This is a genomic window from Peribacillus sp. QJM3NY_7 (assembly GCF_056173225.1).
In genome coordinates, this window is the sequence record NZ_CM149663.1 from 1271170 (window position 1) to 1296553 (window position 25384).

22 protein-coding genes are annotated in these 25384 nt (G+C 41.0%); 18 read left to right on the forward strand and 4 right to left on the reverse strand.

Translation table 11 applies throughout. From position 1 onward, the window contains the following. The first annotated feature begins 9 nt into the window (after positions 1-9). The 4 genes from AC0VX1_RS06120 (at position 10) to AC0VX1_RS06135 (ending at position 5980) form a co-directional block, all read left to right on the forward strand. Entirely contained in the window at positions 10-1092 is a 1083-nt protein-coding gene (locus AC0VX1_RS06120; protein WP_063591832.1) for a carbamoyl phosphate synthase small subunit, read from the forward strand. Further along, positions 1085-4204, forward strand: a complete 3120-nt coding sequence (locus AC0VX1_RS06125; protein ID WP_413009439.1) for a carbamoyl phosphate synthase large subunit — start codon at positions 1085-1087, stop codon at positions 4202-4204. The genes AC0VX1_RS06120 and AC0VX1_RS06125 overlap by 8 nt, the downstream gene beginning before the upstream one ends. Further along, positions 4201-5160 (forward strand): ornithine carbamoyltransferase, encoded by a 960-nt coding sequence (gene argF, locus AC0VX1_RS06130; protein ID WP_239860536.1) that lies wholly within the window; start codon positions 4201-4203, stop codon positions 5158-5160. Before AC0VX1_RS06125 ends, argF begins: the two co-directional genes overlap by 4 nt. 640 nt (positions 5161-5800) lie before the next feature. Then, positions 5801-5980 carry a YjzC family protein gene (locus AC0VX1_RS06135; RefSeq protein WP_034314546.1) on the forward strand — a complete coding sequence of 60 codons (180 nt, stop codon included), beginning with the start codon at positions 5801-5803 and terminating at the stop codon, positions 5978-5980. A gap of 54 nt (positions 5981-6034) precedes the next feature. Here the strand turns inward: AC0VX1_RS06135 and AC0VX1_RS06140 are convergent, their stop codons facing one another. Further along, positions 6035-6793, reverse strand: coding sequence for an IclR family transcriptional regulator (locus tag AC0VX1_RS06140; protein WP_413009441.1), 759 nt, complete (start codon positions 6791-6793; stop codon positions 6035-6037). A gap of 382 nt (positions 6794-7175) precedes the next feature. Here AC0VX1_RS06140 and AC0VX1_RS06145 point away from each other — a divergent pair, with 382 nt between their 5' ends. The 5 genes from AC0VX1_RS06145 to clpB all read left to right on the forward strand — a co-directional run bounded on the left by AC0VX1_RS06145 (position 7176) and on the right by clpB (position 13895). Further along, complete coding sequence (locus tag AC0VX1_RS06145) at positions 7176-8123, forward strand: fumarylacetoacetate hydrolase family protein (protein WP_475470397.1); 948 nt, start codon at positions 7176-7178, stop codon at positions 8121-8123. Position 8124: 1 nt separating this feature from the next. After that, on the forward strand, positions 8125-8616 hold the full coding sequence (locus tag AC0VX1_RS06150; RefSeq protein ID WP_057275853.1) for a DinB family protein: 492 nt from the start codon (positions 8125-8127) through the stop codon (positions 8614-8616). A gap of 30 nt (positions 8617-8646) precedes the next feature. Further along, the gene (locus AC0VX1_RS06155; protein ID WP_057275854.1) at positions 8647-9759 is read left to right on the forward strand and encodes a cupin domain-containing protein; all 1113 of its coding nucleotides are present in this window, start codon (positions 8647-8649) and stop codon (positions 9757-9759) included. Between the two features lie 125 nt (positions 9760-9884). Further along, positions 9885-11084, forward strand: coding sequence for an FAD-dependent monooxygenase (locus tag AC0VX1_RS06160; protein WP_475470399.1), 1200 nt, complete (start codon positions 9885-9887; stop codon positions 11082-11084). 222 nt (positions 11085-11306) lie between these two features. Then, positions 11307-13895: an ATP-dependent chaperone ClpB gene (gene clpB / locus AC0VX1_RS06165; RefSeq protein ID WP_475470401.1), complete on the forward strand. Its 2589-nt coding sequence runs from the start codon at positions 11307-11309 to the stop codon at positions 13893-13895. An 82-nt stretch (positions 13896-13977) separates the two neighbouring features. On the opposite strand, the gene AC0VX1_RS06170 is transcribed toward clpB, so the two are convergent. Continuing rightward, entirely contained in the window at positions 13978-14169 is a 192-nt protein-coding gene (locus tag AC0VX1_RS06170) for a YjzD family protein (RefSeq protein ID WP_034314532.1), read from the reverse strand. Positions 14170-14462: 293 nt separating this feature from the next. On the opposite strand from AC0VX1_RS06170, the gene AC0VX1_RS06175 reads away from it, so the two are divergent. The 3 genes from AC0VX1_RS06175 (at position 14463) to AC0VX1_RS06185 (ending at position 16526) form a co-directional block, all read left to right on the forward strand. Continuing rightward, positions 14463-15185, forward strand: a complete 723-nt coding sequence (locus tag AC0VX1_RS06175) for an alpha/beta fold hydrolase (RefSeq protein ID WP_057275858.1) — start codon at positions 14463-14465, stop codon at positions 15183-15185. A gap of 102 nt (positions 15186-15287) precedes the next feature. Next, positions 15288-16121 carry a hypothetical protein gene (locus AC0VX1_RS06180; protein ID WP_475470403.1) on the forward strand — a complete coding sequence of 278 codons (834 nt, stop codon included), beginning with the start codon at positions 15288-15290 and terminating at the stop codon, positions 16119-16121. 222 nt (positions 16122-16343) lie between these two features. Further along, positions 16344-16526, forward strand: coding sequence for a ComZ family protein (locus tag AC0VX1_RS06185; RefSeq protein ID WP_034314525.1), 183 nt, complete (start codon positions 16344-16346; stop codon positions 16524-16526). A 41-nt stretch (positions 16527-16567) separates the two neighbouring features. Here the strand turns inward: AC0VX1_RS06185 and AC0VX1_RS06190 are convergent, their stop codons facing one another. Then, positions 16568-16789 (reverse strand): hypothetical protein, encoded by a 222-nt coding sequence (locus AC0VX1_RS06190; RefSeq protein ID WP_063577060.1) that lies wholly within the window; start codon positions 16787-16789, stop codon positions 16568-16570. Between the two features lie 202 nt (positions 16790-16991). On the opposite strand from AC0VX1_RS06190, the gene AC0VX1_RS06195 reads away from it, so the two are divergent. From AC0VX1_RS06195 to AC0VX1_RS06215, 5 genes are all read left to right on the forward strand, one after another. Next, positions 16992-17927, forward strand: a complete 936-nt coding sequence (locus tag AC0VX1_RS06195; protein ID WP_034314519.1) for a beta-ketoacyl-ACP synthase III — start codon at positions 16992-16994, stop codon at positions 17925-17927. Positions 17928-17978: 51 nt separating this feature from the next. Beyond that, a complete protein-coding gene (fabF, locus tag AC0VX1_RS06200) occupies positions 17979-19217 on the forward strand; it encodes a beta-ketoacyl-ACP synthase II (protein WP_057275861.1) in 1239 nt (412 codons plus the stop codon). A gap of 127 nt (positions 19218-19344) precedes the next feature. Further along, positions 19345-20109 carry a DUF2268 domain-containing putative Zn-dependent protease gene (locus tag AC0VX1_RS06205; protein WP_413024804.1) on the forward strand — a complete coding sequence of 255 codons (765 nt, stop codon included), beginning with the start codon at positions 19345-19347 and terminating at the stop codon, positions 20107-20109. 114 nt (positions 20110-20223) lie between these two features. Continuing rightward, on the forward strand, positions 20224-20979 hold the full coding sequence (locus tag AC0VX1_RS06210; protein ID WP_034314514.1) for a YjbA family protein: 756 nt from the start codon (positions 20224-20226) through the stop codon (positions 20977-20979). Positions 20980-21094: 115 nt separating this feature from the next. Further along, a protein-coding gene (locus AC0VX1_RS06215; protein WP_475470407.1) for an IS3 family transposase occupies positions 21095-22443 on the forward strand; the annotation gives its coding sequence in 2 pieces (ribosomal slippage) (positions 21095-21554 and positions 21554-22443; 1350 coding nt in all). 235 nt (positions 22444-22678) lie between these two features. Here AC0VX1_RS06215 and trpS read toward each other — a convergent pair. Continuing rightward, positions 22679-23665 (reverse strand): tryptophan--tRNA ligase, encoded by a 987-nt coding sequence (gene trpS / locus AC0VX1_RS06220; protein ID WP_475470409.1) that lies wholly within the window; start codon positions 23663-23665, stop codon positions 22679-22681. Between the two features lie 566 nt (positions 23666-24231). On the opposite strand from trpS, the gene AC0VX1_RS06225 reads away from it, so the two are divergent. Next, positions 24232-25377 carry a putative glycoside hydrolase gene (locus AC0VX1_RS06225; protein ID WP_054400505.1) on the forward strand — a complete coding sequence of 382 codons (1146 nt, stop codon included), beginning with the start codon at positions 24232-24234 and terminating at the stop codon, positions 25375-25377. Positions 25378-25384 lie beyond the last annotated feature (7 nt).

Below are 25384 nucleotides of genomic sequence, written 5' to 3' on the forward strand. Positions count from 1 at the left end.
GTGAAAATCATGAAAAGCTATCTACATTTAGAGAATGGTTCCGTCTTTGAAGGGGAACTGCTGACTACATCGACTGAAAAAACAATCGCTGGAGAGATTGTCTTTTTTACAGGAATGACCGGATATCAAGAAGTGTTGACAGATCCTTCATATAAGGACCAGATTGTCATCTTCACATACCCACTAATCGGAAATTACGGAATCAATGAACATGATTTTGAAAGTAAAAAGCCGCATGTTGCCGGTGTAATTGTATATGAAGGAAATATGAGCCATTCCCATTATCAGGCTAAATATTCAATTGGTGAATATTTAGACAAGTGGAACATTCCTCTTTTAAGCCATGTGGACACAAGAGCGGTCGTTAAGAATATAAGACAGGAAGGTTCCATGCAGGCAGTCATCACAGCTGATGAAAAATACACTGTCGTACCCAGCCTGAATGGTTTATCAGCACATGTAGCTGAGGTATCCACAAAGGTTGTCGAGAAATTTGGTGAAGGCGGCAAGCACGTTGTGATGATGGATTTCGGTTATAAAAAATCAATCTTGGATTCATTGGTCGCTCAAGGCTGCCGAGTCTCTGTCGTACCATTCGATACGGAATTCGAGCAAATCAAGGACTTGAAGCCAGATGGAATTTTGCTTTCAAATGGGCCTGGGGATCCAAAACAGCTTGAATACCTTTTAGGAAACATAAAAAAGATCATTACGAGTTTTCCAACGATGGGCATCTGCCTCGGTCATCAATTAACGGCCCTTGCCTTAGGTGGAAATACAAAAAAAATGCTGTTTGGACATCGTGGTGCGAATCAGCCCGTGGTCGATTTGAAAACGAAACAGGTGTATATGAGTTCGCAGAATCATAGTTATGAGGTTGATGAACCGAGCTTGCAAGGAACATCGCTTCAAGTGAGATTCAGAAACGTGAATGATAACACGGTTGAGGGACTCATGCATGAAGACTTGCCAATCTTCACTACCCAGTACCACCCAGAGGCAAATCCAGGACCTATCGAGAGTTCATTACTATTCAAAGACTTTTTACAAATGATAAATGATTATAGCGGGAGAGAAAAAGCTTATGCCTAAGGACGACACGATACAGACCATTTTAGTGATTGGTTCGGGGCCGATTGTCATCGGGCAGGCCGCCGAATTCGATTATGCAGGTACACAGGCCTGCCTCGCTTTAAAGGAAGAAGGGTATAAAGTCATACTGGTCAATAACAATCCGGCAACGATCATGACTGATGATATGAATGCGGATGCTGTTTATTTCGAACCTTTAACGGTTGATGTACTGGAAAAGATCATTTCCAAAGAAAAGCCGGATGGCCTGCTAGCTACATTAGGCGGTCAAACAGGATTGAACCTAGCTTATCAGTTGGATGATGCTGGAATACTTGAAAAATATAAGGTCAAATTATTGGGAACTCCGATCGACTCCATCAAAAAAGGGGAGGATCGTGAGCTGTTCCGTGAGTTGATGTTTGAAATAGGTGAACCCGTTCCCGACAGTACGATTGTCCATACTCTTGATGAAGCGCTGGCTTTTGCCGACAAAATCGGTTTCCCCATCATCGTTCGTCCCGCTTATACACTCGGCGGAACTGGCGGCGGTATTGCCGATTCACCGGAAACCTTTAAGGAACTTGTACGGGGCGGACTGCAAGAAAGTCCAATTACACAATGCTTGATTGAAAGAAGCATAGCTGGTTTTAAGGAAGTCGAATATGAGGTTATGCGAGATGGCAACAATACGTGCATCACTATCTGTAATATGGAAAATATCGATCCGGTAGGGATCCATACAGGTGATTCGATCGTCGTGGCACCATCACAGACTTTATCGGACGATGAGTTTCAGATGCTGCGTGCCGCATCCATTAAAATCATCTCTGCTTTAGGGATCATAGGCGGATGTAACATTCAATTTGCACTTGATCCGAATAGCAAGCAATATTATTTAATAGAAGTGAACCCGCGCGTCAGCCGTTCATCGGCACTAGCCTCAAAAGCAACAGGTTATCCCATAGCCCGCATAGCGGCAAAGCTCGCTGTCGGCTACGATTTATCGGAGCTCATCAATCCTGTAACGAAAAGCACATATTCAAGCTTCGAACCTGCGCTTGACTATGTAGCGGTGAAGTTCCCGAGGTGGCCATTCGATAAATTCACGACCGCCGACCGCAAATTGGGAACACAGATGAAGGCAACTGGTGAAGTCATGGCTTTACACCGCAGCTTTGAGGGGGGAGTCCAAAAGGCCGTCGATTCTTTGGAATTGAAAACGATTGGGCTGCAGCTATCATCACTGAAAAATAAAACCGTTCCTGAACTTTGGGGAAAGCTTGCCGAAAAATCGGATGAACGAATCTTTGTCATTTTTGAAATGCTTAGAAAAGGCGTGACGATTGAAGAAATTCATGAAGCGACAGCCATAGATTATTTCTTCCTTAAATCCTTTGCTTCATTGATTCAAAGCGAAATGGAGATTGAAGCTAAGGCAATCGATCATGTAACAAGGGAAGAACTTCAGTCATACAAGGAAAAGGGCTTTTCAGACCGCTATCTTGCTTCCGTATGGAAAGTAAATGAGATGGAAGTGAGAGCACACAGGAAATCACTAAGTGTTACGGCGGTCTACAAAACGGTTGATACATGTGCAGCCGAGTTCGAATCACATACAAACTATCACTATTCAACATATTTTGGTGAGAACGAACAGCAAAAAACGGATAAAAAGAAAGTCTTGATGATTGGCAGCGGCCCGATCCGCATCGGGCAGGGAATAGAGTTTGATTACTGTTCAGTTCACGGTGTTTATGCACTCCAGGATGAAAATGTTGAAACGATCATGATCAATAATAATCCGGAAACGGTAAGCACGGATTTTGCGACAGCAGATCGCCTTTATTTCGAACCGTTGACCCTTGAATATGTTCTTAATGTGATAGAAGCGGAAGACATAAAAGATGTTATCGTCCAATTTGGCGGGCAGACTGCGATAAACCTTGCTAAAGGCCTGGAAGAATACGGTGTCAATTTGTTGGGGACATCCTTCGATACACTTGATCAATTAGAAGATCGTGATCGTTTTTATCAGCTTCTTCAAAAACTGGATATCCCCCATGTACCAGGTTCAATGGCTAATGGAGAAGAACAATTAATTTCCCGGGCAGAGGCCATCGGCTTTCCGGTACTCTTACGCCCATCCTATGTAATTGGCGGCCAGGGAATGGAAATCATCGGCTCCAAAGAAAGCTTGTTGAATAGAATGGCTAATGGAACGGCACTAGTCTATCCCGTGTTGATCGATTCCTATATTCCAGGGAAGGAAGCCGAAATCGATTTGATTGCTGATGGAAATGATGTTTATATTCCCATCATTGCCGAACATATAGAAAAAGCAGGCGTCCATTCAGGAGATAGCATGGCCTTATTGCCAGCTCAATCCTTAACGGATGATATTAAAGATAAAATGACTCTTTATGCTAAAAAACTAGTTAGTGAACTTGGTTATAAAGGTCTTATGAACATCCAATTCGTGATCGAAGGAAATAGTGTATACGTATTGGAAGTGAATCCTCGTGCAAGTCGAACAATTCCAATCATCAGTAAAGTGACCGATGTAGCTTTGGTGCAAATAGCGACAAAAATATTGCTTGGGAAATATTCATTGTCGAATGCTTTCGAAAAAACGGGCTTAATGGATGAAATTCCATATGCAGTTGTCAAATATCCCGTATTCTCTACTTTTGCACTAAGCGGACTTGATTCGAAGGTAGGTCCGGAAATGAAATCAACAGGTGAAGGAATCGCCATCGGGGAAACGGTAAATGAAGCATTGACAAAAGTGTTCCATGCTCAAAAAGCTAATCATACCACAGGCGTTTATCAATCAGAATCAGTTCAATTAAGTGAAGACCTGTTAGTGCAAATCAAAGAAGCAGGTTTGACATTGGGGAATTCAGATTTTGATGAATGGTTAAATGAAGGAAATGCGGCGGTCGTTTTGGCATATGGAACAACGGAGGAAGATAAGCAGCTAAGGTTACTTGCAGCGAAATACCGACTGCTTGCTTTTACGGAAGAAGAGACGTTCAAGGCCTATCTGCAATCGGTGGAGAATGCCGATCCAGGGGTTACCTCGCTTCAGGAATGGCTTATACCATATTCGAAAGGAGTGTCACACGTATGAGTTCAATGACGGCACCGACACAAGCGAAGATTTTAAATGGAAAAGATTTTTTGACCATGAAAGAGTCCACACCAACGGCAATTGCAGATTTGTTAAAGCTAGCGCAGACCATTAAAGGCAAATTGCAAGCAGGTGAAGAATATACGCCTTTAAAAGGGAAAACGCTGGGGATGATCTTTGAAAAATCGTCTACCCGTACCCGTGTTTCTTTTGAAGTGGGCATGATGCAACTTGGCGGGCACGCTTTGTTCCTAAGTGGCAATGACTTGCAAATTGGACGTGGTGAAACGATTTCCGATACTGCAAAAGTTCTTTCTGAATACATTGATGGCATCATGATTCGTACCTTCGAGCATGAAAAAATCCTGGAATTGTCAGAAAATGCTTCTATCCCAGTCATCAATGGGTTAACAGATCTTGCACATCCTTGTCAGGTACTTGCAGACTTCTTGACGATCATCGAGATAAAAGGGCAGTTAAAAGGCTTGAAGATGAGTTATATCGGTGATGGCAATAATGTTGCAAATTCATTGATGGTAGGCTGTGCAAAAATGGGAATGGATTTTTCCATTGGGTGTCCTGACGCCTACAAACCTGATGAAAAGGTCGTCGCCTATGCTAAAAAAGTGGCAGAAGAGACTGGCAGTGAAATTTTGGTGACAACCTCAGCTTCGGAGGCCATAAAAGATGCGGATATCGTCTATTCGGATGTTTGGACTTCCATGGGGCAGGAAATCGAGAATGGTATTCGCTTAGAAGCTTTTAAAGATTATCAAATTAATGGTGAGCTAGTAAAATTTGCTAAAGAAGATTATTTATTCATGCATTGCCTGCCTGCACATCGGGAGGAAGAGGTTACGGCTGAAGTCATCGATGGTCCTAATTCCGTCGTTTTTCACCAAGCCGGAAATCGCCTTCATGCCCAAAAGGCGGTCCTGGTGGACTTAATGTCTTAACCAAAAAAGCTTACTTAAGAGAGCAGTCACTCAGTTTGTAGAAAAAAAGGTTTCGGAATGGTCTCATTCCGAAACCTTTTTGATTTTATTTGTAGCAGTTAGAGAATAATAACTGGATAAATACTTGGGCACCCTACCTCTAAAACATATCTCGATCAAGTTTAAATGAAAAAGACACTAATTGTTGCCTTCATTTTACGAAATAAATGGTTCTATGGTACCAGTTGATCTGAAGTAATCATTTCAAATTGATCTCGCTAAAATAGAACCATGGTTAGAAAAGCATCCCTATACCTCGAGTTTTAATCCATCTATATTAAAACAAAAAAGACTGCAGGTAAAAGGCTCTATCCTTAATGTTAAAACAAAGTTGATTGGAGCTGGTGTTCGAGATTCCTGCGGGAAAAGCGCGTCCAAGGGAGACCCCGCAGTCGCAATGGCGCCGAGGGCGGACCGCCCCGGAAAGCGAGTGCCCTACGTTCCAATCGGCGGTCAATTTTTAAAAACTTAAAAAGACGTCTGCTCAGAGAACAGACGCTTTTTAATTCAGCCGAATTTCCTGTATGTTCCAAATTTTTCTGACATGAAAGGTAGGAACCTGGTAATAATAACAGGGAAAGCATGTAAAGGGGTGAAATCTATGGGGCAAAATCGTCAATTTAAGCCAGGTCAGAAGGCACCGAATAATGGGACCTACGTAGAAATCGGTGAAACGGGCAGCACGGTAGTGAATCCGAAAATGGTAAAGCTGGATGCAGGGGATTCTTTTCCTGAAACATCCAATCATAATCGGATATGGACCTATAAGCGGAAGCCATGAAACATCAAAAAGCAGGAAAAAGGAATGGTCGCCATCCTTCTTCCTGCTTTTTTTCTATTCACCGGAATAACCGAATATATTCGAGATTTCCAAACAGCTTTTCCTTAAATAGACACTTAAAGGATCTTCATAATGATCAGGAATGTTTTCGGTGAACCCAACGGCAGTGATTGCTCCCAACAATTCCGAATTATAATTAAAAACCGGAATGGACATGGAGGAAACGGATGGTACAAGTGGCTCTTTGGCAAAAGCTATTTTGTATGTCCGAATTTCATCATATTCATTCGTTTCATTAAGGAACGAGCCCGTAACATTACGATCTTTTTCAATCCATTCCGCTGTCAAGGAAGGATCCTGAAATACAGTGAATACCTTTCCGGAAGAGGATGATGGCGGAAGTCGTGTACCTAACTGTGCCCCTATGTTTAAGTTTTGATTGGAATTCCATATTTTTGCCGTGATTGGTCCATCATATGTCCAAACGGAAAATAGGACCGTGCAGGAAGTATGGTGACTGATTTCCTGTAAATAAGGAGTTATTCTGCTCGTTATATCCTCATTTCCTATCGCTGCCATTCCGTATTGAATCAATTTGCTCCCAAGGTGATACATACCGGTTGTCTTATCGCGATATAGTAACTCAAGTTGAGTCAAAGTATTCAAATACTTATAGAGGTTACTTTTCGTTATCTCCGTTAATTCCTGAATATCAGAGAATCTTAAAGGAGTTCTGTGGGAAGCAAGTAAATCTATGATGCTCATCCCTATTTGTAATGATTGAATCGTCGAACCGGATTTTACGATTTCCATAAATCAATCTCCCTAATCTATTTTAATTTAGGTCTAGTATATCAGAATATGTAAAATATACATGAAAATCAATAGAAAAACCGCCGGATGCTTGAAGCTATCAATATACGTTCCTATTAAATGAATAACGAACTTTTTGATTCCGCAGTACTGATAATGGTGTAGATGATAACATTTGCACAAAAATTTGCAATACTTTCTTGACAGTATTCCGAAAATTAAGTTATCATTTATATAAATAGTGAACAATGTTATCTATAAGTGAAATAGATAAGGTGTACGCCATTCAAATTCTGGTTTGCGAAGCAAATCCAGCAGAATTAGGATGTTGGCATCAAAAAAGAGGTTTTAAAAAAATCCAGATTAATAAAGGAGAATGAATATGAAATTAGTAACGTTCAGCAGTCAAGGATTTAAACGCATCGGTGCAATTTACCCGGAAAATGTAGTCGTTGACTTGAACTATGCCTATCAAGCGCTTCTTGAAAGCGAAGGGAAACTTCGCAGTGAACAAATTGCTGACGCTTATGTCCCTACAACAATGGAGGAGTTTTTACAGGGAGGGAATGAAAGCCTTTCCATCGCGCAAAAGGCTGCGGACTACGCTATTAACAATCGTGATTCCTTCAGACATCAATTGGTACATGAAATTGAAAATATAAAGCTTGAGGCCCCTGTCCAAAAGCCAAGCAAAATTATTTGTGTCGGCCATAATTACCGTGAACACATTGCTGAAATGGGCCGTGAACTGCCGCCATTCCCTGTAGTATTCGCAAAGTTCGCCAATACAGTTATCGGTCCCCAGGATGATATACCGTTTTTCCCAATCTCGGAACAACTGGATTATGAAGCGGAATTCGCTTTTGTTGTCGGACAAAGGGCACGTAATGTTTCAAAAGAAGATGCTCTTGATTATGTAGCTGGTTATACAATTGCGAATGATGTCACTTACCGTGATATCCAACGGCGTACACTTGAGTGGCTACAAGGGAAAACGGTTGAAGGAAGTGCTCCGATGGGGCCTTGGTTAGTCACTTCCGATGAACTGTCCGATCCATCGGGCTTGAATGTCCGATTAACGGTAAATGGTGAAGAACGCCAAAAAACCAATACATCCAACTTCGTATTCGATGTGAAGTATCTAGTTGAATTCTTATCGAACTTAATGACTCTTGAACCAGGTGACATCGTACTAACAGGAACACCGGGTGGGGTAGGAGTAGCCCGTGATCCACAAGTGTTCTTGAAAGATGGTGACGTTGTCAAAATCGAAATCGACAAAATAGGTTATCTTGAAAACCGTGTGAGACGTGTCGGGGAGGGAGAATAAAATGGCTTATCAGGAAATCGGGACATCAATCCAATCAGTGCAACAATCCATCGACCATATTCTTGAGACAACGGCAAACCTACCGGAAGAAACGATCCGATTTAAACCGGCAGAGGATGAATGGTCGATCATGCAGATACTTTCCCATTTAGCTGAAGCCATTCCTTATTGGTTAGGTGAAGTGGAAACTGTAATAGCGATGCCTGGAGCCGAATGGGGGCGTGGATTGCAAGATCCAGCCCGATTGGCGGCGGTTACCGATACTGACAAACTTGCTGTGGATGATGTCATGAAGCAAGTGGAGGAGCTTAAATATAAAGTGGAGAGCGGTCTCGGGAATTTAGATGAAGAAACACTATCAAAAGAATCGCCACACCGGAATTTCGCTAAATTCGGAAATAAACCAGTTTCTTATATAGTCGATCACTTCATCGATGAGCATGTTTCAGGACACTATGATCAAATTAAGCGAAATCTTTCTAAAATCCAGTGAGGCAAGATAAAAAAGAAAGTAGGGATTAATATGGCTGAAAAATCGGAATACATGAATAGTACAATCGTAAAAGATTTTACAAAGGATATTCAGCAGTATAACCTTGGGCCGCTGTGGGAAGCCATTCCCGCTCTGATGGACCATGAACCTAAACCTCATGCGCATGCTTATTTATGGAAAGAAGAGCTTTTGACAAAAAAATTGATGGAAGCGGCTGAAATCTTCACACCTGACCGAGGCGGGGAGCGCAGGGCGATTTATTTTCAAAACCCTGGCCTTACTTATCGCCAGCCTTGGGGATGGGCTTCGACAACACAAACGCTTTATGCAGCGGTCCAGCTACTGTTGCCAGGTGAAGTGGCCCCTTCCCACCGTCATTCCCAAAGTGCACTTCGTTTCATTACGGATGGTGAAGGTGCCTACTCCATCGTGCAGGGAGAAAGGATCTTCATGGAAGAAGGCGATTTTTTGATCACGCCTAAAAACTTATGGCATGGTCATGGCCATGTTGGGGAAAAACCAATGATTTGGATGGATGCCCTTGATATCCCAACCATCTATTCCATAGGCGGCACTTTCTTTGAACCATATCCAGATCGGATTGAAACGCCTAAGCGGCCGGATAATTTTTCAGAGCTCCGTTATCAAGGCGGAATGGTTCGTCCAGTATCCGACCGTTATTCACAAGTGGCACCGCTTGCCAACTACAAGTGGAAAGGCACCAAAGCAGCGATAGAAGGATTGATGAATTTCGAACCGGATCCATATGAAGGTTTTGCCGTGGAATATATCAATCCATCAAATGGCCAGACGGCCAATCCGACGATGGGGGCATGGATGCAGAAACTTCCTAAAGGTTTCCATACGAAAGCCCATCGCCATACCCATTCCACGATTTATCAAGTGCACCAAGGATCAGGATATACGGTCATTAATGGAGTGCGTTTTGACTGGTCCAAGGGAGATTATTTCGTCGTTCCGAATTGGGCATGGCATGAGCACGTTGCAGAAGCTGATTCTTACTTATTCTCGGTAAACGACCTACCAATAATGGAAAGATTCGATTTGGAACAGCAACAAGCATTAGACACAAACAATGGGTACCAAAAGGTTGAAAGTGAATTCAAGCCTGTTTTGGTTTGAAAATAATCGGTTTGGAACCTTCAGCTGAGATACTAGTGAATAGATGAATGCCATTCGAATGAAAACGCTTACTGTGGTAGATCCGCAACTTTGGCTAAAAGCAACTAATATAGGGGGAATTGATGATGAACACAGAAAAAAAACCATTCATCGTTATCGGTGGGGGAATTGGCGGATTGGCAACTGCTTTAGGAATCGCAGAAACAAAACAGTATGTAAAAGTCCTGGAACAAGCTCCCGAATTTGGGGAAATTGGTGCAGGGATTCAGCTTGCAGCAAATGCCACCAACGTATTGCAGCGTTTAGGTGTCATGGATAAAATCAATGATATTGCAGTATTTCCAAAAAGATTGGTGCTGATGGACGCCTTTTCCGGAAAAGAGCTTTCCGCTTTGGATTTAGGTGATGTTTATAAAGAAAGATATGGAGCTCCGTATGTTGTTTTGCATCGTTCCGATTTGCATAAAGTATTGGCTGAAGCCTGTGAAAAGAACCCGTATATCGAACTGGTCACGAATCAAACCATTATTGAGACAGTAGAGTATGAAGGGGAAGTGACGGTTACTTCTGCCAACGGGTCCCAACATTCAGGAGCTGCTGTCATTGGAGCCGATGGATTATGGTCCAAGGCACGGAAACTTTTTGTGGAAGATCAGCCGGTCTGCTCTCAATATGTTGCATACAGGGGAGCGATCCCGATGGAGGAGGTTACGAGCCATGGGGATTTAGATGATGTATACATGTGGATTGGGCCAGACCTTCATCTTGTTCAATATCCGGTTAGAAGGGGAGAACTTTATAACCAAGTAGTGGTTTTCAAAAGTTCTCAATATACGGAAGAAAACGAAAAAACAGATCAATGGGGAACACCGGAAGAAATGGACCGTGTATTTGCCGGAACTTGTGAGCTTGTTCAGAATGCGATTTCATTCATTCAAAGACAACGCCGTTGGCCGATGTATGACCGTTTCCCAATTGATAATTGGACAAAAGGAAGAATTACGCTTATGGGCGATGCGGCACATCCGATGCTTCAATACTTGGCACAAGGCGCTTGCCAGGCTTTAGAAGATGCAGCTTATTTGTTTGATATGCTCCATAAGCATGGGAATGACATTGAACAGGCATTTTTGGAATACCAGGAGGAACGCATTCCACGTACGGCTAATGTTCAAACGAGTGCAAGAATGTGGGGGGAAATCATCCACAATACGACCGATGCAGGCATTCTGCTCCGAGATACGATCCTTGCAGGTCGGACGGATAGGGATTTCCAATTCGTCGATGGATTTCATGGTTACAATAAAACGGCCGTGAAAGCATAAACCATTTTGTTTCATCCATAAAGGAATGTATCCATGTTACAAATGGTTCTGCCTTTCTTCTATATGAAGAAAGGCTTTTTCCGTTTATTTTCCAAACTACTGCATTTCTTATAACTTTCCTTTACATGGGGAGAATTAGAAGTATAATGAAAATATAAAGGTCAAAATTGGTCAAACTCAGTGGGGATTCGTTCATGATATAGATGAATGGGAGGTTTCAAGATGGATATTAATAAAATGACGGAGAGAACCCAACAGGCATTCACTGGCGGTCAGGAGCTAGCCAATGAAAGAGGGAATCCCGAGCTGACGGAGCTTCATTTATTAAAGGCCTTAATGGAGCAGGATGAAAGTTTATTAATCAGGATTTTATCGGAATCTGGTAAATCGGTGAATCTATTTGATATAGAGCTGAATAAGGAATTGGATAGATTACCGGAAGTGAGCGGGGGTGTTTCCCAGGTTTACATGTCATCCTCCCTACAGCAAATTCTGACGGCTGCCGAAAAGGAAATGCAGAAGTGGGAGGATGAATACTTATCTGTCGAACATATACTGCTTGCGTCTTTGCAAGTCAATAGAACGAATGTAAACAGGCTATTTTCATCATATGGAATTGATTATGATAAAGCAAAACGGGTTATAAGCGATATAAGGGGGAATCAGCGAGTGACTAGTCAAAATCCTGAAAGCACTTATGAAGTACTGAAAAAATACGGCAGAGATCTCGTTGCTGAGGTTAAATCGGGTAAGGTCGATCCAGTAATCGGTCGAGATACGGAAATCCGTAACGTCATCCGGATCCTTTCACGGAAAACGAAAAATAATCCTGTATTAATAGGAGAACCTGGAGTAGGTAAAACAGCGATTGTCGAGGGGTTGGCTCAAAGGATCGTCAGGAAGGATGTGCCGGAAGGTTTAAAGGATAAGACCGTTTTTTCACTCGATATGAGTGCACTTGTCGCAGGGGCCAAATTCCGAGGTGAATTTGAGGAACGCTTAAAAGCGGTGTTGAATGAGATCAAGAAGAGTGATGGGAAAATTCTCTTATTCATTGATGAATTGCATACAATTGTCGGTGTAGGAAGAACGGATGGCGCCCTTGATGCCGGAAATATGTTAAAGCCGATGCTTGCGCGCGGTGAGCTGCATTGTATCGGTGCAACGACCCTTGATGAATATCGGCAATATATTGAAAAGGACCCGGCTTTGGAACGCCGTTTCCAACAGGTTCTGGTTCCTGAACCGGATGTTGAAGATACGATTTCAATTTTGCGGGGATTAAAGGAACGGTTTGAAATTCATCATGGCGTCAGGATACATGATCGGGCGATCGTTGCAGCCTCTGTCCTTTCGAACCGATATATAACGGAGCGATTTTTACCGGATAAAGCGATCGATCTAGTGGATGAAGCTTGTGCGATGATCCGCATGGAAATCGACTCCATGCCATCCGAGTTGGATGAAATCACGAGAAAAGTCATGCAACTTGAAATTGAAGAAGCGGCCCTGAAAAATGAAGACGACCCTCAAAGCAAAGCAAGGCTGGAAGGGCTTCAAAAAGAACTATCAGAACTTCAGGATCAAGCGAATAGCATGAAATCCAAGTGGCAAATGGAGAAATCAGCGCTTCAAAAGGTGCAGGACAAACGTGAAGAGCTTGAGAAACTGCGTCATGAACTGGAACAGGCAGAGAATGACTATGACCTTAACCGGGCAGCTGAACTTCGGCATGGAAGGATCCCGCAGCTTCAAAAAGAATTGGAAGCAATGGAAGACGAATTGGAAAAGGAAAAACAGGAATCACGATTGCTTCGCCAGGAAGTGACGGAGGAGGAAATTGCCTCGATTGTGGCAAGGTGGACAGGGATTCCGGTAAGCAAGCTGGTGGAAAGTGAAAGGGAGAAGCTGCTTCGCCTATCAGATATCCTGCATGAACGGGTAATCGGTCAAGGAGAAGCGGTGGAACTCGTATCCGATGCTGTTTTAAGAGCAAGGGCTGGAATAAAAGATCCAAACAGACCAATCGGATCATTCATTTTTCTTGGGCCGACTGGTGTCGGTAAAACCGAATTGGTAAAAGCTTTGGCAGAAACATTATTCGATAGTGAGGAACATATGATTCGAATTGATATGTCGGAATATATGGAGAAACATTCCGTGTCCCGACTTGTTGGTGCACCTCCCGGTTATGTTGGATTTGAGGAAGGTGGCCAGCTTACGGAGGCTGTTAGGAGAAACCCCTACTCAGTCATATTATTGGACGAAATTGAAAAGGCGCATCCGGAAGTCTTCAATATTTTACTGCAAATGTTGGATGATGGAAGAATAACAGACTCCCAAGGCAGAACAATCAACTGTAAAAATACGGTGATCATCATGACTTCCAATATCGGTTCCCATTTCTTATTGCAATCCAACCGGGTGGATGGTGGCATTGAAGAAGAAATAAAAGATCAGGTCTTTAAAGAATTAAGAGGGCATTTCCGTCCGGAATTTTTGAATCGAGTTGATGATATTGTTTTATTCAAACCTCTGACAAAACAAGAAATCGTTGAAATCGTAGATAAAATGGTTCATCAATTACAAGTGAGGTTAACTGAACAAAATATAGTCCTCAACGTCACAAAAGCGGCTAAAGAATTCATTGCGGACCAGGGATATGATCCGGTATATGGAGCAAGACCGCTGAAGCGATTCATCCAAAAGCATCTCGAAACGAAAATCGCCCGTAAAATCATAGCTGGGACTGTTGAGCTTAAAGAAGGAATCACGATTGATTATGATCATGATGAATTGGTCCTCATATAAAAACGTCGCCATGCAGTAAACCCGTAAGCAAAGTATGGTATAACAAAAAGGACATCCTAAAAAGGATGTCCTCTTTTGCTTCTTAATGTTGATGGGAGTCTTTAGCTGGCCCAGCAGGCAAGATAGCAGGGATGATAAGAATCAGGATAGCAGCAGCCAATCCTAAAATCGTTCCCTGCGCAGCATCGTATGAAACTCCGATCATGGAAGAAACAACATATACAGTCATATGCACTAATAAGAATGTCCAAAAAATTGTCCAAGCATAACGCATCGAATTTCACCTCATTCCACTACATTCATTTTTATCTTACCATAATTAATATACAGTTAAAACGTGTTTTTAATAATAACCTTTAAATTATTCAATACATTAAATCATAAGAGAATTTTTTTTGGCATACAAGTTGGTTCAAAACTTCAAAAAGGAAATTATAGGGGGAAATAAAAATAAAAATCGTCCCTGCTTGCTTAATTTAAGATAAGAAGTTAGGCGTTTCCACTGACCCTTTCTATTTTTCGTCATAAATTAATATAGTAGTAATATTCCATAAAGGAGTTAGAACGATGGAACAACGAACTTTTCAAATTGATGACCAGTGGAATATCATCTATTATCCAGAGCGGCCCAGTGGTTTTTCCGTAATGGTAATTGGAGACCGCAGTCATTTTGTCGAAAAAGACAGCAGCTTTTGGCTGCAGCATCCTGGGAGGCTGCAGATATTGGAATATTTAAAGGAATACGGATACACGCTGTTTTCATCCAATTTTCACGGAGCCAACTGGGGCAGTCCTAAAGCACTGGACCTTTCCCTTAACCTATATATTCTTTTCATGAAAAAAGAAATAGTCAATCAAAGGGTTCATATATTGGCAGAGGGGACAGGCGCACTACTTGCCCTAAAGCTAATGAATGAACTTGGAAATAAAATTCGGTCTGTCGTATTGATTGATCCGGTTTTTTCCTTGAAAGCACAATTGGAGAAAGAAAAGGAAAATAAGTTCTTCTATAAAAAGTGGCTGTCCGAGGTTGCTGCTGCATATGAGCTTGAGCCTGCGGAATGTGAGCAGCATATCCTGGACACTGAAGATTCAGTAATCGCAGAGAATATCCCCATGAAAGTGATTCAGGTTTTTGGAAGCTTACGGAAAGAGCAAGCCTCCCTTTATCGGCAAATCCAGCTGGCAAGAAAAGCAGACCTGCAGCTGACGTATATATTGCCCGAAAAACGTTATAAAATCCCCTATCAAATACAAAAGTTTTTCAATGAGAATGAAGAGATTTTATGAGAAGAGATATATTTTTACAATAGTTTGCATACGATACAGCATCTAAAAAAACTAGACGTGCCGGGAGAAGTGGGCTTTATGGCATACGAGGAGGCTGTATTTATGCAAACAAACATTGTCATTGGCACTTATCGATTTGTGGGATTCTATGTGACTCAATATTTTTTGAATCAAGGGAAAGAAGTAATTGGAATCGATTGGGATGATTCCGAAGCAAATCAATATATTATGGAAGAAAAAGAACTTGAAATAGGAAGGAATTCAAATTTTATATACTTTCCGATAAATAAACTTAAATTATTGGATATTTCACAGGAGGACACGGTGTTCATCTCTTGCTACGATATTCAAAGCGGCAAAATGGGGAAAATCGATTTTCTGATAGGCGAAATCGTCTCCTTCATTGAGAAATTCAAAAATGGCAAGAATGAAACGCCCAATTTCGTTCTTTTCATGCCCATTGAAAAAGATGTCAGTATTTTCCATTCCGTATTAACCTCGATTCGTGAAATCGATTCCGCAAAAATCATATTTTTACCGACGATTTATGGACCTTGGCAATCGGAAGGCATGAGCTTTGAAGCTGGAATCAATCAGCTTGGGCAGTCTGATATCAAAGCGGCAATTGCTGCCGAATATACCTTTGATGCTCTCTATATCACTGATTTTGTTAATGCTTTGGAAGCGGTGCTAACCTCAGGTTCCGATAGGGACATCCAATTGTGCAGCTCTATTGATGATCATTGGAATGAATGTGCCAAGCTAATATTTGATGAAAGCATGGATTCATTCACTCCCCAACAATCAACAACTAAAATCAATAAAGGAACAATATTTGAAGTGCAATGCAAAATGGAACCGGAAGAAGGCATTGCATTACAAAAAAAACATAATAAACGATTAAACTTACTTAAAAAGTGGAGAAAGCGTGATTAAAAAAAATATTTTCGTTATTTGAGAAGAACAAAACGGTATATTTGCCTCTAATCTATATGTCTTGTACTATAATGTACAAGGATAGGAAGAACATCAAAAGATATCCATGATTTTATATGTGCGCCCTTTACGAAAGGGTTCTGTGGAATTATGATATTATTGAGCTTTATTTAGGCATCACAAATCAATTGATGAATATTCAAAAGATAGGGGGAAACGCGAATGAGTTCAGATAAAACTCTTGAATTTATGGGAATCGCCATGAAATACTTCCCAGAGGCTAAAGCGAAGCTTGAGGCAAGCGGGATTCCATTTTCAATGGAGATGGCAGAGCCATTCATGGAGCTCTTTAAAAGCGTAATGCAAGAAGCTTATGAGCTTGGCAAACAAGATGCTCAGCGTTAATTAAAGGCAGGCTGTCCCGATAAAGGGCAGCCTTAATTTTTTTATTCTTTTTTCAAGAACTTGGCAATCAATGGATCCAGATTGATTTTATCAATGGTCGGTTTGTATTGACTGTACAAGCCCATCAATGTTTCAACGCTCGCCATCAATTGCAAGTAATCAACCTTCGATTCCTCTTGCTCCGGTTCGGGTTTCCTGCCAAACATCAAATTCGAAAAATGATCATCCGGGTTTCTTTCGCGGTTGCGATTGAAAATGTCCACAATGAGTCCTCCTTTACTCCTTTTATTTATAATGTATGTCCCTGAATTTCCCCTGGCATAGGCGCTTGACCGACTTCCGAAAGAGATTTCTTTAGCCTTTCAAATTGTTAACTCTTGCAAGGAAGTCTTTTTTTATATAAAATTAGTACCAGGTAATAATAGATGATTATAATAACTCATTAAAATATAAGGGGATGGCAAGATGAATGCTGGAATACTAGGGCTTGGCCGCTACTTACCCGACAAAATCGTTACAAATGCGGATTTAGAAAAAATTATGGACACTTCTGACGAGTGGATCCGGACCAGGACGGGTATCGAGGAAAGAAGAATTGCAAATGATGATATTGATACATCAGATATGGCTTATGAAGCCGCAAAGGCTGCATTGAAAAATGCGGAAATTTCGGCTGAAGAGATAGATATGATTCTTGTGGCTACCGTTACACCTGATCAGTCGTTTCCTTCTGTCGCTTGCATGATTCAAGAGAAATTGGGAGCGATGAAGGCAGCTGCAATGGATGTAAGTGCGGCATGTGCCGGATTTATGTATGCAATGATCACGGCACAGCAATTTATTAAGACAGGTGCATATAAGCATGTGTTGATTGTCGGTGTTGAAAAACTTTCGAAAGTAACCAATTGGGAAGACCGTAATACTGCTGTCCTTTTTGGTGACGGAGCGGGTGCAGCTGTACTTGGACCTGTCTCTGATGGCAAAGGGGTCCTTTCCTTTGAATTAGGCGCAGATGGAACTGGCGGGAAGCACTTATTACAGGAAGGAGATTTCATTCATATGAATGGACGTGAAGTATTTAAATTTGCTGTCCGTCAGATGGGGGAATCCAGCCTGGGTGTATTGGACAAAGCTGGTTTGACAAAGGAAGATGTGGATCTGCTTGTTCCGCATCAAGCAAATATACGCATAATGGAAGCCTCAAGGGAACGCCTGGGTCTCCCGCTTGAAAAAATGACAAAAACGGTTCATAAATATGGAAATACTTCATCAGCGTCCATTCCAATGGCCCTTGTGGAAGAAATGGAAGCGGGAAGAATCAAGGACAATGACTTAATCGTCATGGTCGGTTTTGGTGGTGGCCTTACATGGGGAGCGATCGCTCTTAGGTGGGGTAAATAAAAAGAAGAAACAAATCGTAAGAGCTTTAAAAATAGGAAGGAGCCATTTTCAATGACTAATCGTCGTGTAGTTGTAACAGGTATTGGAGCAATCTCTCCAGTTGGTAATGATGCAGAAACTGGATGGAAGAATATAATCGAGGGGAAATCGGGAATAGGGCCTTTAACTCGTTTGAATGCTGAAGAATATCCCGTTAAAGTGGCTGCTGAAATCAAGGACTTTGATATAGAAACATATATAAATCGTAAAGAAGCTCGCAAAATGGACCGTTTTACGCATTATGCAATTGCGGCTTCCGTTATGGCATATAATGATAGCAAGCTGGAAATAACCGATGAAAATGCTGCACGTGTCGGGGTCTGGATCGGTTCGGGTATCGGCGGGCTGGAGACACTTGAAACACAGCATGAAAACTTTTTAAACAGGGGATATAAACGGGTTAGCCCATTTTTTGTTCCAATGATGATACCGGACATGGCAGCCGGCCAGGTTTCTATCTTACTGGGTGCAAAAGGAATCAATTCATGTACGGTAACAGCCTGTGCAACAGGAACAAACTCAATTGGTGATGCGTTTAAAGCCATTCAACGGGGCGATGCCGATGTCATGATTACAGGCGGGGCAGAAGCGCCAATCACAAAAATGTCGGTTGCAGGCTTCTGTGCAAATACGGCTTTATCGACAAATCCTGATCCACAAACCGCTAGCCGTCCTTTCGATCTTAACCGTGATGGTTTCGTAATAGGTGAAGGAGCTGGAATCATCGTTCTGGAAGACCTTGAACATGCATTGAATAGAGGAGCCAATATTTATGCTGAAATAGCTGGTTATGGCTCAACTGGAGATGCCTTCCATATTACCGCTCCGGCACCAGGTGGAGAGGGCGGTGCAAGAGCCATGAAAATTGCAATTGAGGATGCAGGTTTGAATCCGGAAGACATCCAATATGTGAATGCCCATGGAACGAGTACGCCTTACAATGACAAATACGAAACGATGGCAGTCAAAGAAGTCTTTGGCGACCATGCTAATAAACTTGCGATAAGTTCCACTAAATCAATGACAGGCCATATGTTAGGTGCAGCAGGCGGTGTGGAAGCAATATTCACGATTCAGGCAATCAGGGACAGCATTTTGCCTCCAACCATCAATATTGAAACACCAGACCCTGAGTGTGATTTGGACTATGTCCCGAATCAAGCAAGGAAGGGCGAAATCAATGCAGCCATCAGCAATTCACTTGGATTCGGTGGACATAACGCAACGATTCTTTTCAAGAAATATCAATAAGTTTTGAAGGAAGAGCAGATCTTTTTGGGATCTGCTCTTTTTTAGGTTAAAGGGAAAAGGGATATATTGTGTCATCCGCCTTCATTAAATCATACGATAGTCAATAGAAGCGGAGGTGTTTGGGGAAATGGGAGTCATTTCAACCAATGAATGGATGAGGAAGGATTTCAACCGGCCGATCCAGATGATGGAAAGACTTAAAAGCAATTTCAACGATACCCTTGATGCTGAAATGATGTATCATCATTTATTGAAGCATGGCATGTATTCGCCGAATCAAAAAACAAAACTCACATGGGAAGACTTACAGGAAAACGATGTATGGGAAAAAACACAAAGCTTGTTTACAGCTTATAAGAAGCTATGGGGAGGGCCTGATGTTCCCATATATATTTTCCCGCTCATGTCTACAGGGATATGGAATAAAAAAGTTGAAACGAAGTCAGGGTTGGCCTTTAAAAATAAACTATTCCTTTTTTACGGAAAGGGGATAGCCGAAAAGGAAATGGAAGCCCTGTTGATTCATGAATACCATCATGTTTGCCGTCTGCATCATTTGAAAAAGGACCAAAAAGAATTCACTCTCCTTGATACGATGATCATGGAAGGACTGGCGGAAAGAACGGTGGGAAAATATTTAGGAACAAAATATTTAGCGAATTGGACTAAGTTATATCAGGAAGATAAACTACGAGAATATTGGAGAAAGCATTTAGAGGGAAAGCACACGATAAAACGTACAGATCCCCTTCATGATGTACTTCTGCTTGGGACAAAAGGATATCCATATATGCTTGGATACTGTAGTGGCTATTACCTGGTGAAAAATTTTGAAAAACTCTCCGTGAAAAGATCATTCATTATTCAATCTGAAGAATTCTTATCAAAATAGAGCTAAAATATACGTTCTTTTTTTCTTAATCTGTTTTCTAGAATAGGAATAAATTGTATGGTTCCTGCCTATACTGATTGACAAACAGAAATTTGTTTAAGTGAGGGATGAATGATGCTATATCTTCATGATGTATGGGTTAACTGGTTTGAAGGAGAAGAAAACGGCTATAATATTTGTCATTTTCATGAATGGAGGAAAGATGACGGGATCGAACTACTAGATCAAGTTCCTTTGTTGAAAGTGTCATCAACATTGTTCCACTACATAGAAAACGACTTGTCAGAATTACCTAAGCCATTGCTGAATGATGTTTATCAAAAAGCATATGCAAGGAAAAATCATGAGCGAATTCAGCTTGACTATTGTTTTATCGTGACTGACGGAAATGGAATTTTAGCTGTTGATACGATAGGTTATCATATTCCGATTAGGAAAAGCAGAATAATTCCCCGGCAGGAACAAATTGTTTATGACATGATAGAAAACCATGATGAGATGGATTACACCTTTACTGAAAAACCTACATCTGAGAAAGAATATCATATTTTGTCGCCGTCTCCCTTATTCATGAACGGTTTGACAAGAAAAGAAAGACAGCTTAAGCAATTGCTATTCATGGCCATGGACCAATTATTCACGGCGAAAAACACTGCTGAAATCCGCTATTGGTACACAGAATGGGCCCCTGAGAAATATGAAAGCATTCAAGAAATGGATTTTCAGATAGCTTGGCTTGAGTTATATGAGGAAATGAAGGAAGGCTGGTCAGAGAAGCACCTTCAACTTTGTGAAAACCTTGTGAAGGGGCAGCCTTTTTTTGAAAAGCTTTGGCAAGTGGAGGCTGGCGATAGCCCATCGATTTTATGAACAAAAAAGACGATCCGTTGAGGATAAGTCTCAGACTGTAGACAGACTTGAAAATCGAATCTTGAACTGCCCCGTAAATGTTAGACACCAAACTAACATTTACGGGGTGTTTTTTATGGCTAATTTTTCTGCCGAACAGAAAATATTCATTACACGACTTTACCTTGAAGGTGAGCACAGCTATATGGATCTTCAAAAAATATTTGAAGTTTCGTATCAAATAATTCAAGGATGGGTTCGTTTATACCAAATTCAAGGAGCCGATGGATTTAAGAAATCCTATACAAGTTATTCTACGGAGTTTAAAATGGATGTACTTAATTATATGAATGAAACGGGTATATCTTCTTACGACGCAGCCGCAAGGTTTAATATTTCATCTCCAGCGCTAATTCGGACGTGGAGAATAAATGTTAATGCCTATGGATTAGATGCCCTAATTTCTAAGAAAAAGGGGAGACCATCCATGAAAAAAGATATCAATCCATCCAAACAAATTGAAGGTTCGGTTAAAGATCTTGAAGAACGAATTAAACAACTAGAAATGGAGAATGCGTATTTAAAAAAGTTAAATACTTTAGTTCAAATGCAGGAAAAATTACAACCCAAATCAAAGCGCAAGTAATTTATGAACTAAAGTCCATTTATGAGGTTGTGGCCTTAATTAAAGTCGCTGATATTCCACGTAGCACGTACTATTATTGGGAAAAACGCTTGAATCGAGAAGATAAGTATTCGAAGGTAAAAGCCACTATTCAGTCTATCTATCATGAACATAAAGGACGTTACGGTTATCGTCGTATCACAAAAGAGTTAAAAAAATATGGGTTTTCTCACAATCCAAAGACCATCAACCGCCTCATGAATGAAATGGGCGTAAAATGTTTAGTCCGTATGAAAAAGTATCGTTCGTATAAGGGGCGAGTTGGTCGAATTGCCCCCCATATTTTACAACGTGATTTTCAAGCCGAGAAAATGAATCAAAAAGGGGTAACAGACGTAACGGAATTTCATTTATTTGGGGAGAAACGTTACCTATCCCCTATCCTTGATTTATGTAATGGTGAAATTATTGCCTACAAAGTGATGAAACGCCCTGTTTATAAACTTGTTGGAGATATGTTAGATGAGGCGATTAAACACCTAAAACCAGAAGATACGGTCATCCTCCATTCGGATCAAGGGTGGCATTATCAAATGAAGAATTATCAAAAAACCTTAAAAGATTCCCGCATTATACAAAGCATGTCCCGTAAGGGAAATTGTTTAGATAACGCAGTCATTGAAAATTTTTTTGGCTTGTTAAAGTCTGAATTGCTTTATCTCCAAGAGTTTGAAAGTATGGAGCACTTTGAAAAGGAATTAGATGATTATATACATTACTATAACCACAAACGAATGAAGGTAAAATTAAAAGACCTGAGTCCGATAGAATACCGAACTCAGGTCTTAGAAGCTGTTTAAATTATATGTCTAACTTTATTGGGTCAGATCAAGACTTGAAAATCTAATCTGTCTACAGTTTTTTATGTACAATTTGAAAATTTGCCTGTGCCCGCGGAGGAGTGACATATTTGGCAAGAATGTGAAAAGAATCACGAGAGGTCAACTTCTCCAAACAAACAAAAGGTTTCGGAATGATACCATTCCGAAACCTTTTGCTTACACACTGAGACGATTCGTTGAGAATCGTCTTCTTTTATCTCTTTCTGCCAAGTCCCATGCCATTATACATTTTTCTGATCATTTTATTGGCTTCAATATTCGCCTTTTCTGCACCGCGGTCCAGAATTTCATCCAATTCAGGTGAATCGATCAATGCATTATAGCGTTCTTGGATTGGTAGGATTTCTCCAAGAACCACCTCAGCCAAATCACTTTTAAAGTCACCATAGCCTTTGCCCTCATACATCTTTTCAATTTCTGAATAGGATTTTCCACTGAAAATGGAGTATATGGACATCAGGTTGGAAACACCTGCTTTGTTTTCCTTATCGTAACGGACAATTCCTTCCGAATCGGTAACTGCGCTCTTGATGTTTTTTTCGATTTGCTTCGGATCATCCAATAAGGCAATCGTCGCCTTTTTATTAGGATCGGATTTGCTCATTTTCTTGTTTGGTTCCTGAAGGGACATGATACGGGCCCCTTCTGTAGGGAGGCTGATTTCCGGGATTTTGAAGATGTCATTATGCTTTTTATTGAATCGTTCAGCCAAATCGCGTGTCAATTCTAGATGCTGTCTTTGATCTTCCCCGACAGGGACCACATCTGTACTATAAAGGAGAATATCGGCAGCCATCAACGGCGGGTAAGTGAGCAGTGCTGCGGATACCCCTTCTTTGCCAGCGGATTTGTCCTTGAATTGTGTCATTCTCTCAAGTTCCCCGATATAGGATATGCTCTGTAAAATCCAGCCTGCCTGTGCATGCGCTGGTACTTCTGATTGAATGAAGATAGTATTCTTTTCAGGATCCAGGCCAATGGCCAGATATAAAGCAGCCAATGTTTTAATGTTTTTCCTTAACTTGATGCGGTCTTGTGGAACTGTAATTGCATGTTGGTCAACAATACAAAAGAAACATTCATATTCATTTTGTAAGTTAACGAATTGTTTCATGGCTCCGATGTAATTTCCTAAAGTAACGGAACCGGATGGCTGAATGCCGGAGAAAATCCTTTTCAACTGCTAGTCACTCCTCTAAATACGTTTATTGATAAATGGATATTCGCTCTTCATTATTGTAAGGATAAATAGAAAATGAATCCACATTCTTGAAAGAAATGTGCATGTTCCTGTGTGGGAAAACGCTCATTTGAATCTTGTGGAGGGCCGTTTTGTCCTGTATCGATGCCATTCTGAGAATACGAAATGTCCACTATACTGTATTTTAGCATTTATTCATATTAAATGTATAATCGAAACGGAAATCAAGCCATTAGAAAGGATTTCCGTTTCTTTTTTTGACATGGAAAAAATGAAGGGTTCGAGGAAAATCAAACCGTTTAACATATACCACAATGAGCAGACCATTTTAGGGAAGGATACTCACAAGGGAATACAGGATTGTGAACGTATTCTTAAGCTGAAACTTTGTAAAGAAGTTTTTTTAATTATTTATCATATTTAGGAGTAAAGTTAATTGTTTGTGGTATTAAAGAAAGGGGTTTATTATATTTGTTGAATATTGATGACTGATGGCGAATGAGGTGGAGAAAATGAAACCAATGTGTAAATGGTTGATGACAGGTATGTGCATATTCCTGATTCAACAGCCAGTTCATGCGCAAGGCATGAACGAAACGAGGCAGGTAGCATTAGAAAATAAAGAATTGCCTGCGAGCGTACCGCGTTTTGTTTTTGATTCGGGGTTGAAATTCGACTATCCGGATGCTGTACGCGGAATATATGTGACAGGGCCTGCAGCGGGTGGCAATAAACTGAATGAACTTATCAAATATGTAGATGAAACCGATTTGAATGCGATGGTCATTGACATTAAGGATGACAAGGGGAACGTAACGTATAAAACGGAAGATCCCGACTCTCCATATGCTGGGATTGGTAAAGACTACATAAAAAACCCAAGGGCAATGCTGAAAAAATTTGAGGATAAACAGATTTATCCGATTGCAAGGGTTGTCGTCTTTAAAGACTCCCTTTTGGCCAAAGAGAAACCTGAGTTGTCTTTTTTAGATGGTGAAAAGGTATGGAAGAATGGTCGAGGGGAAGCCTTCGTTAACCCATTCTTAAAAGAAGTGTGGGATTATAATGTCGGTATTGCCATTGAAGCGGCAAAGATGGGTTTTAAAGAAATTCAATTTGACTATGTCCGTTTTCCCGAAGGATTCGAAAATAAAGAAGATGATTTGAAATATGATGTCGGTGAATATGATGAAGCGAAAATGAGTCATACAGCCAAAAGGGTTCAGGCAGTTACGGATTTCGTAAGTTATGCGAGGAAACAACTGGAACCATACGATGTCGAAGTGTCGGTGGATATTTTTGGATATGCGGCTACATTGCCTGAAGCTCCCGGAATTGGGCAAAACTTCACAAAAATCTCTGAGAATGTTGATGTTATTTCCTCGATGATCTATCCGAGCCACTGGACATCTTATTTTGGTATCGAAAAGCCTGATTTGGAGCCTTATAATCTCGTTAAGGAATATGCGAAATTGGAGAACGGGAAGCTGAAGGAATTAAAAACACCACCTACTTCAAGACCATGGCTCCAAGATTTTACTGCCTCATATTTAGGTGATGGTAATTACCAAAGGTATGGTAAGGAAGAAGTGGAAGCCCAAATAAAAGCATTGAATGATAATGGTATTGATGAATACCTATTGTGGAATGCAGCAAATCGATATACAAAGGGAGTAGACTATACCCCATGAAAAAAAG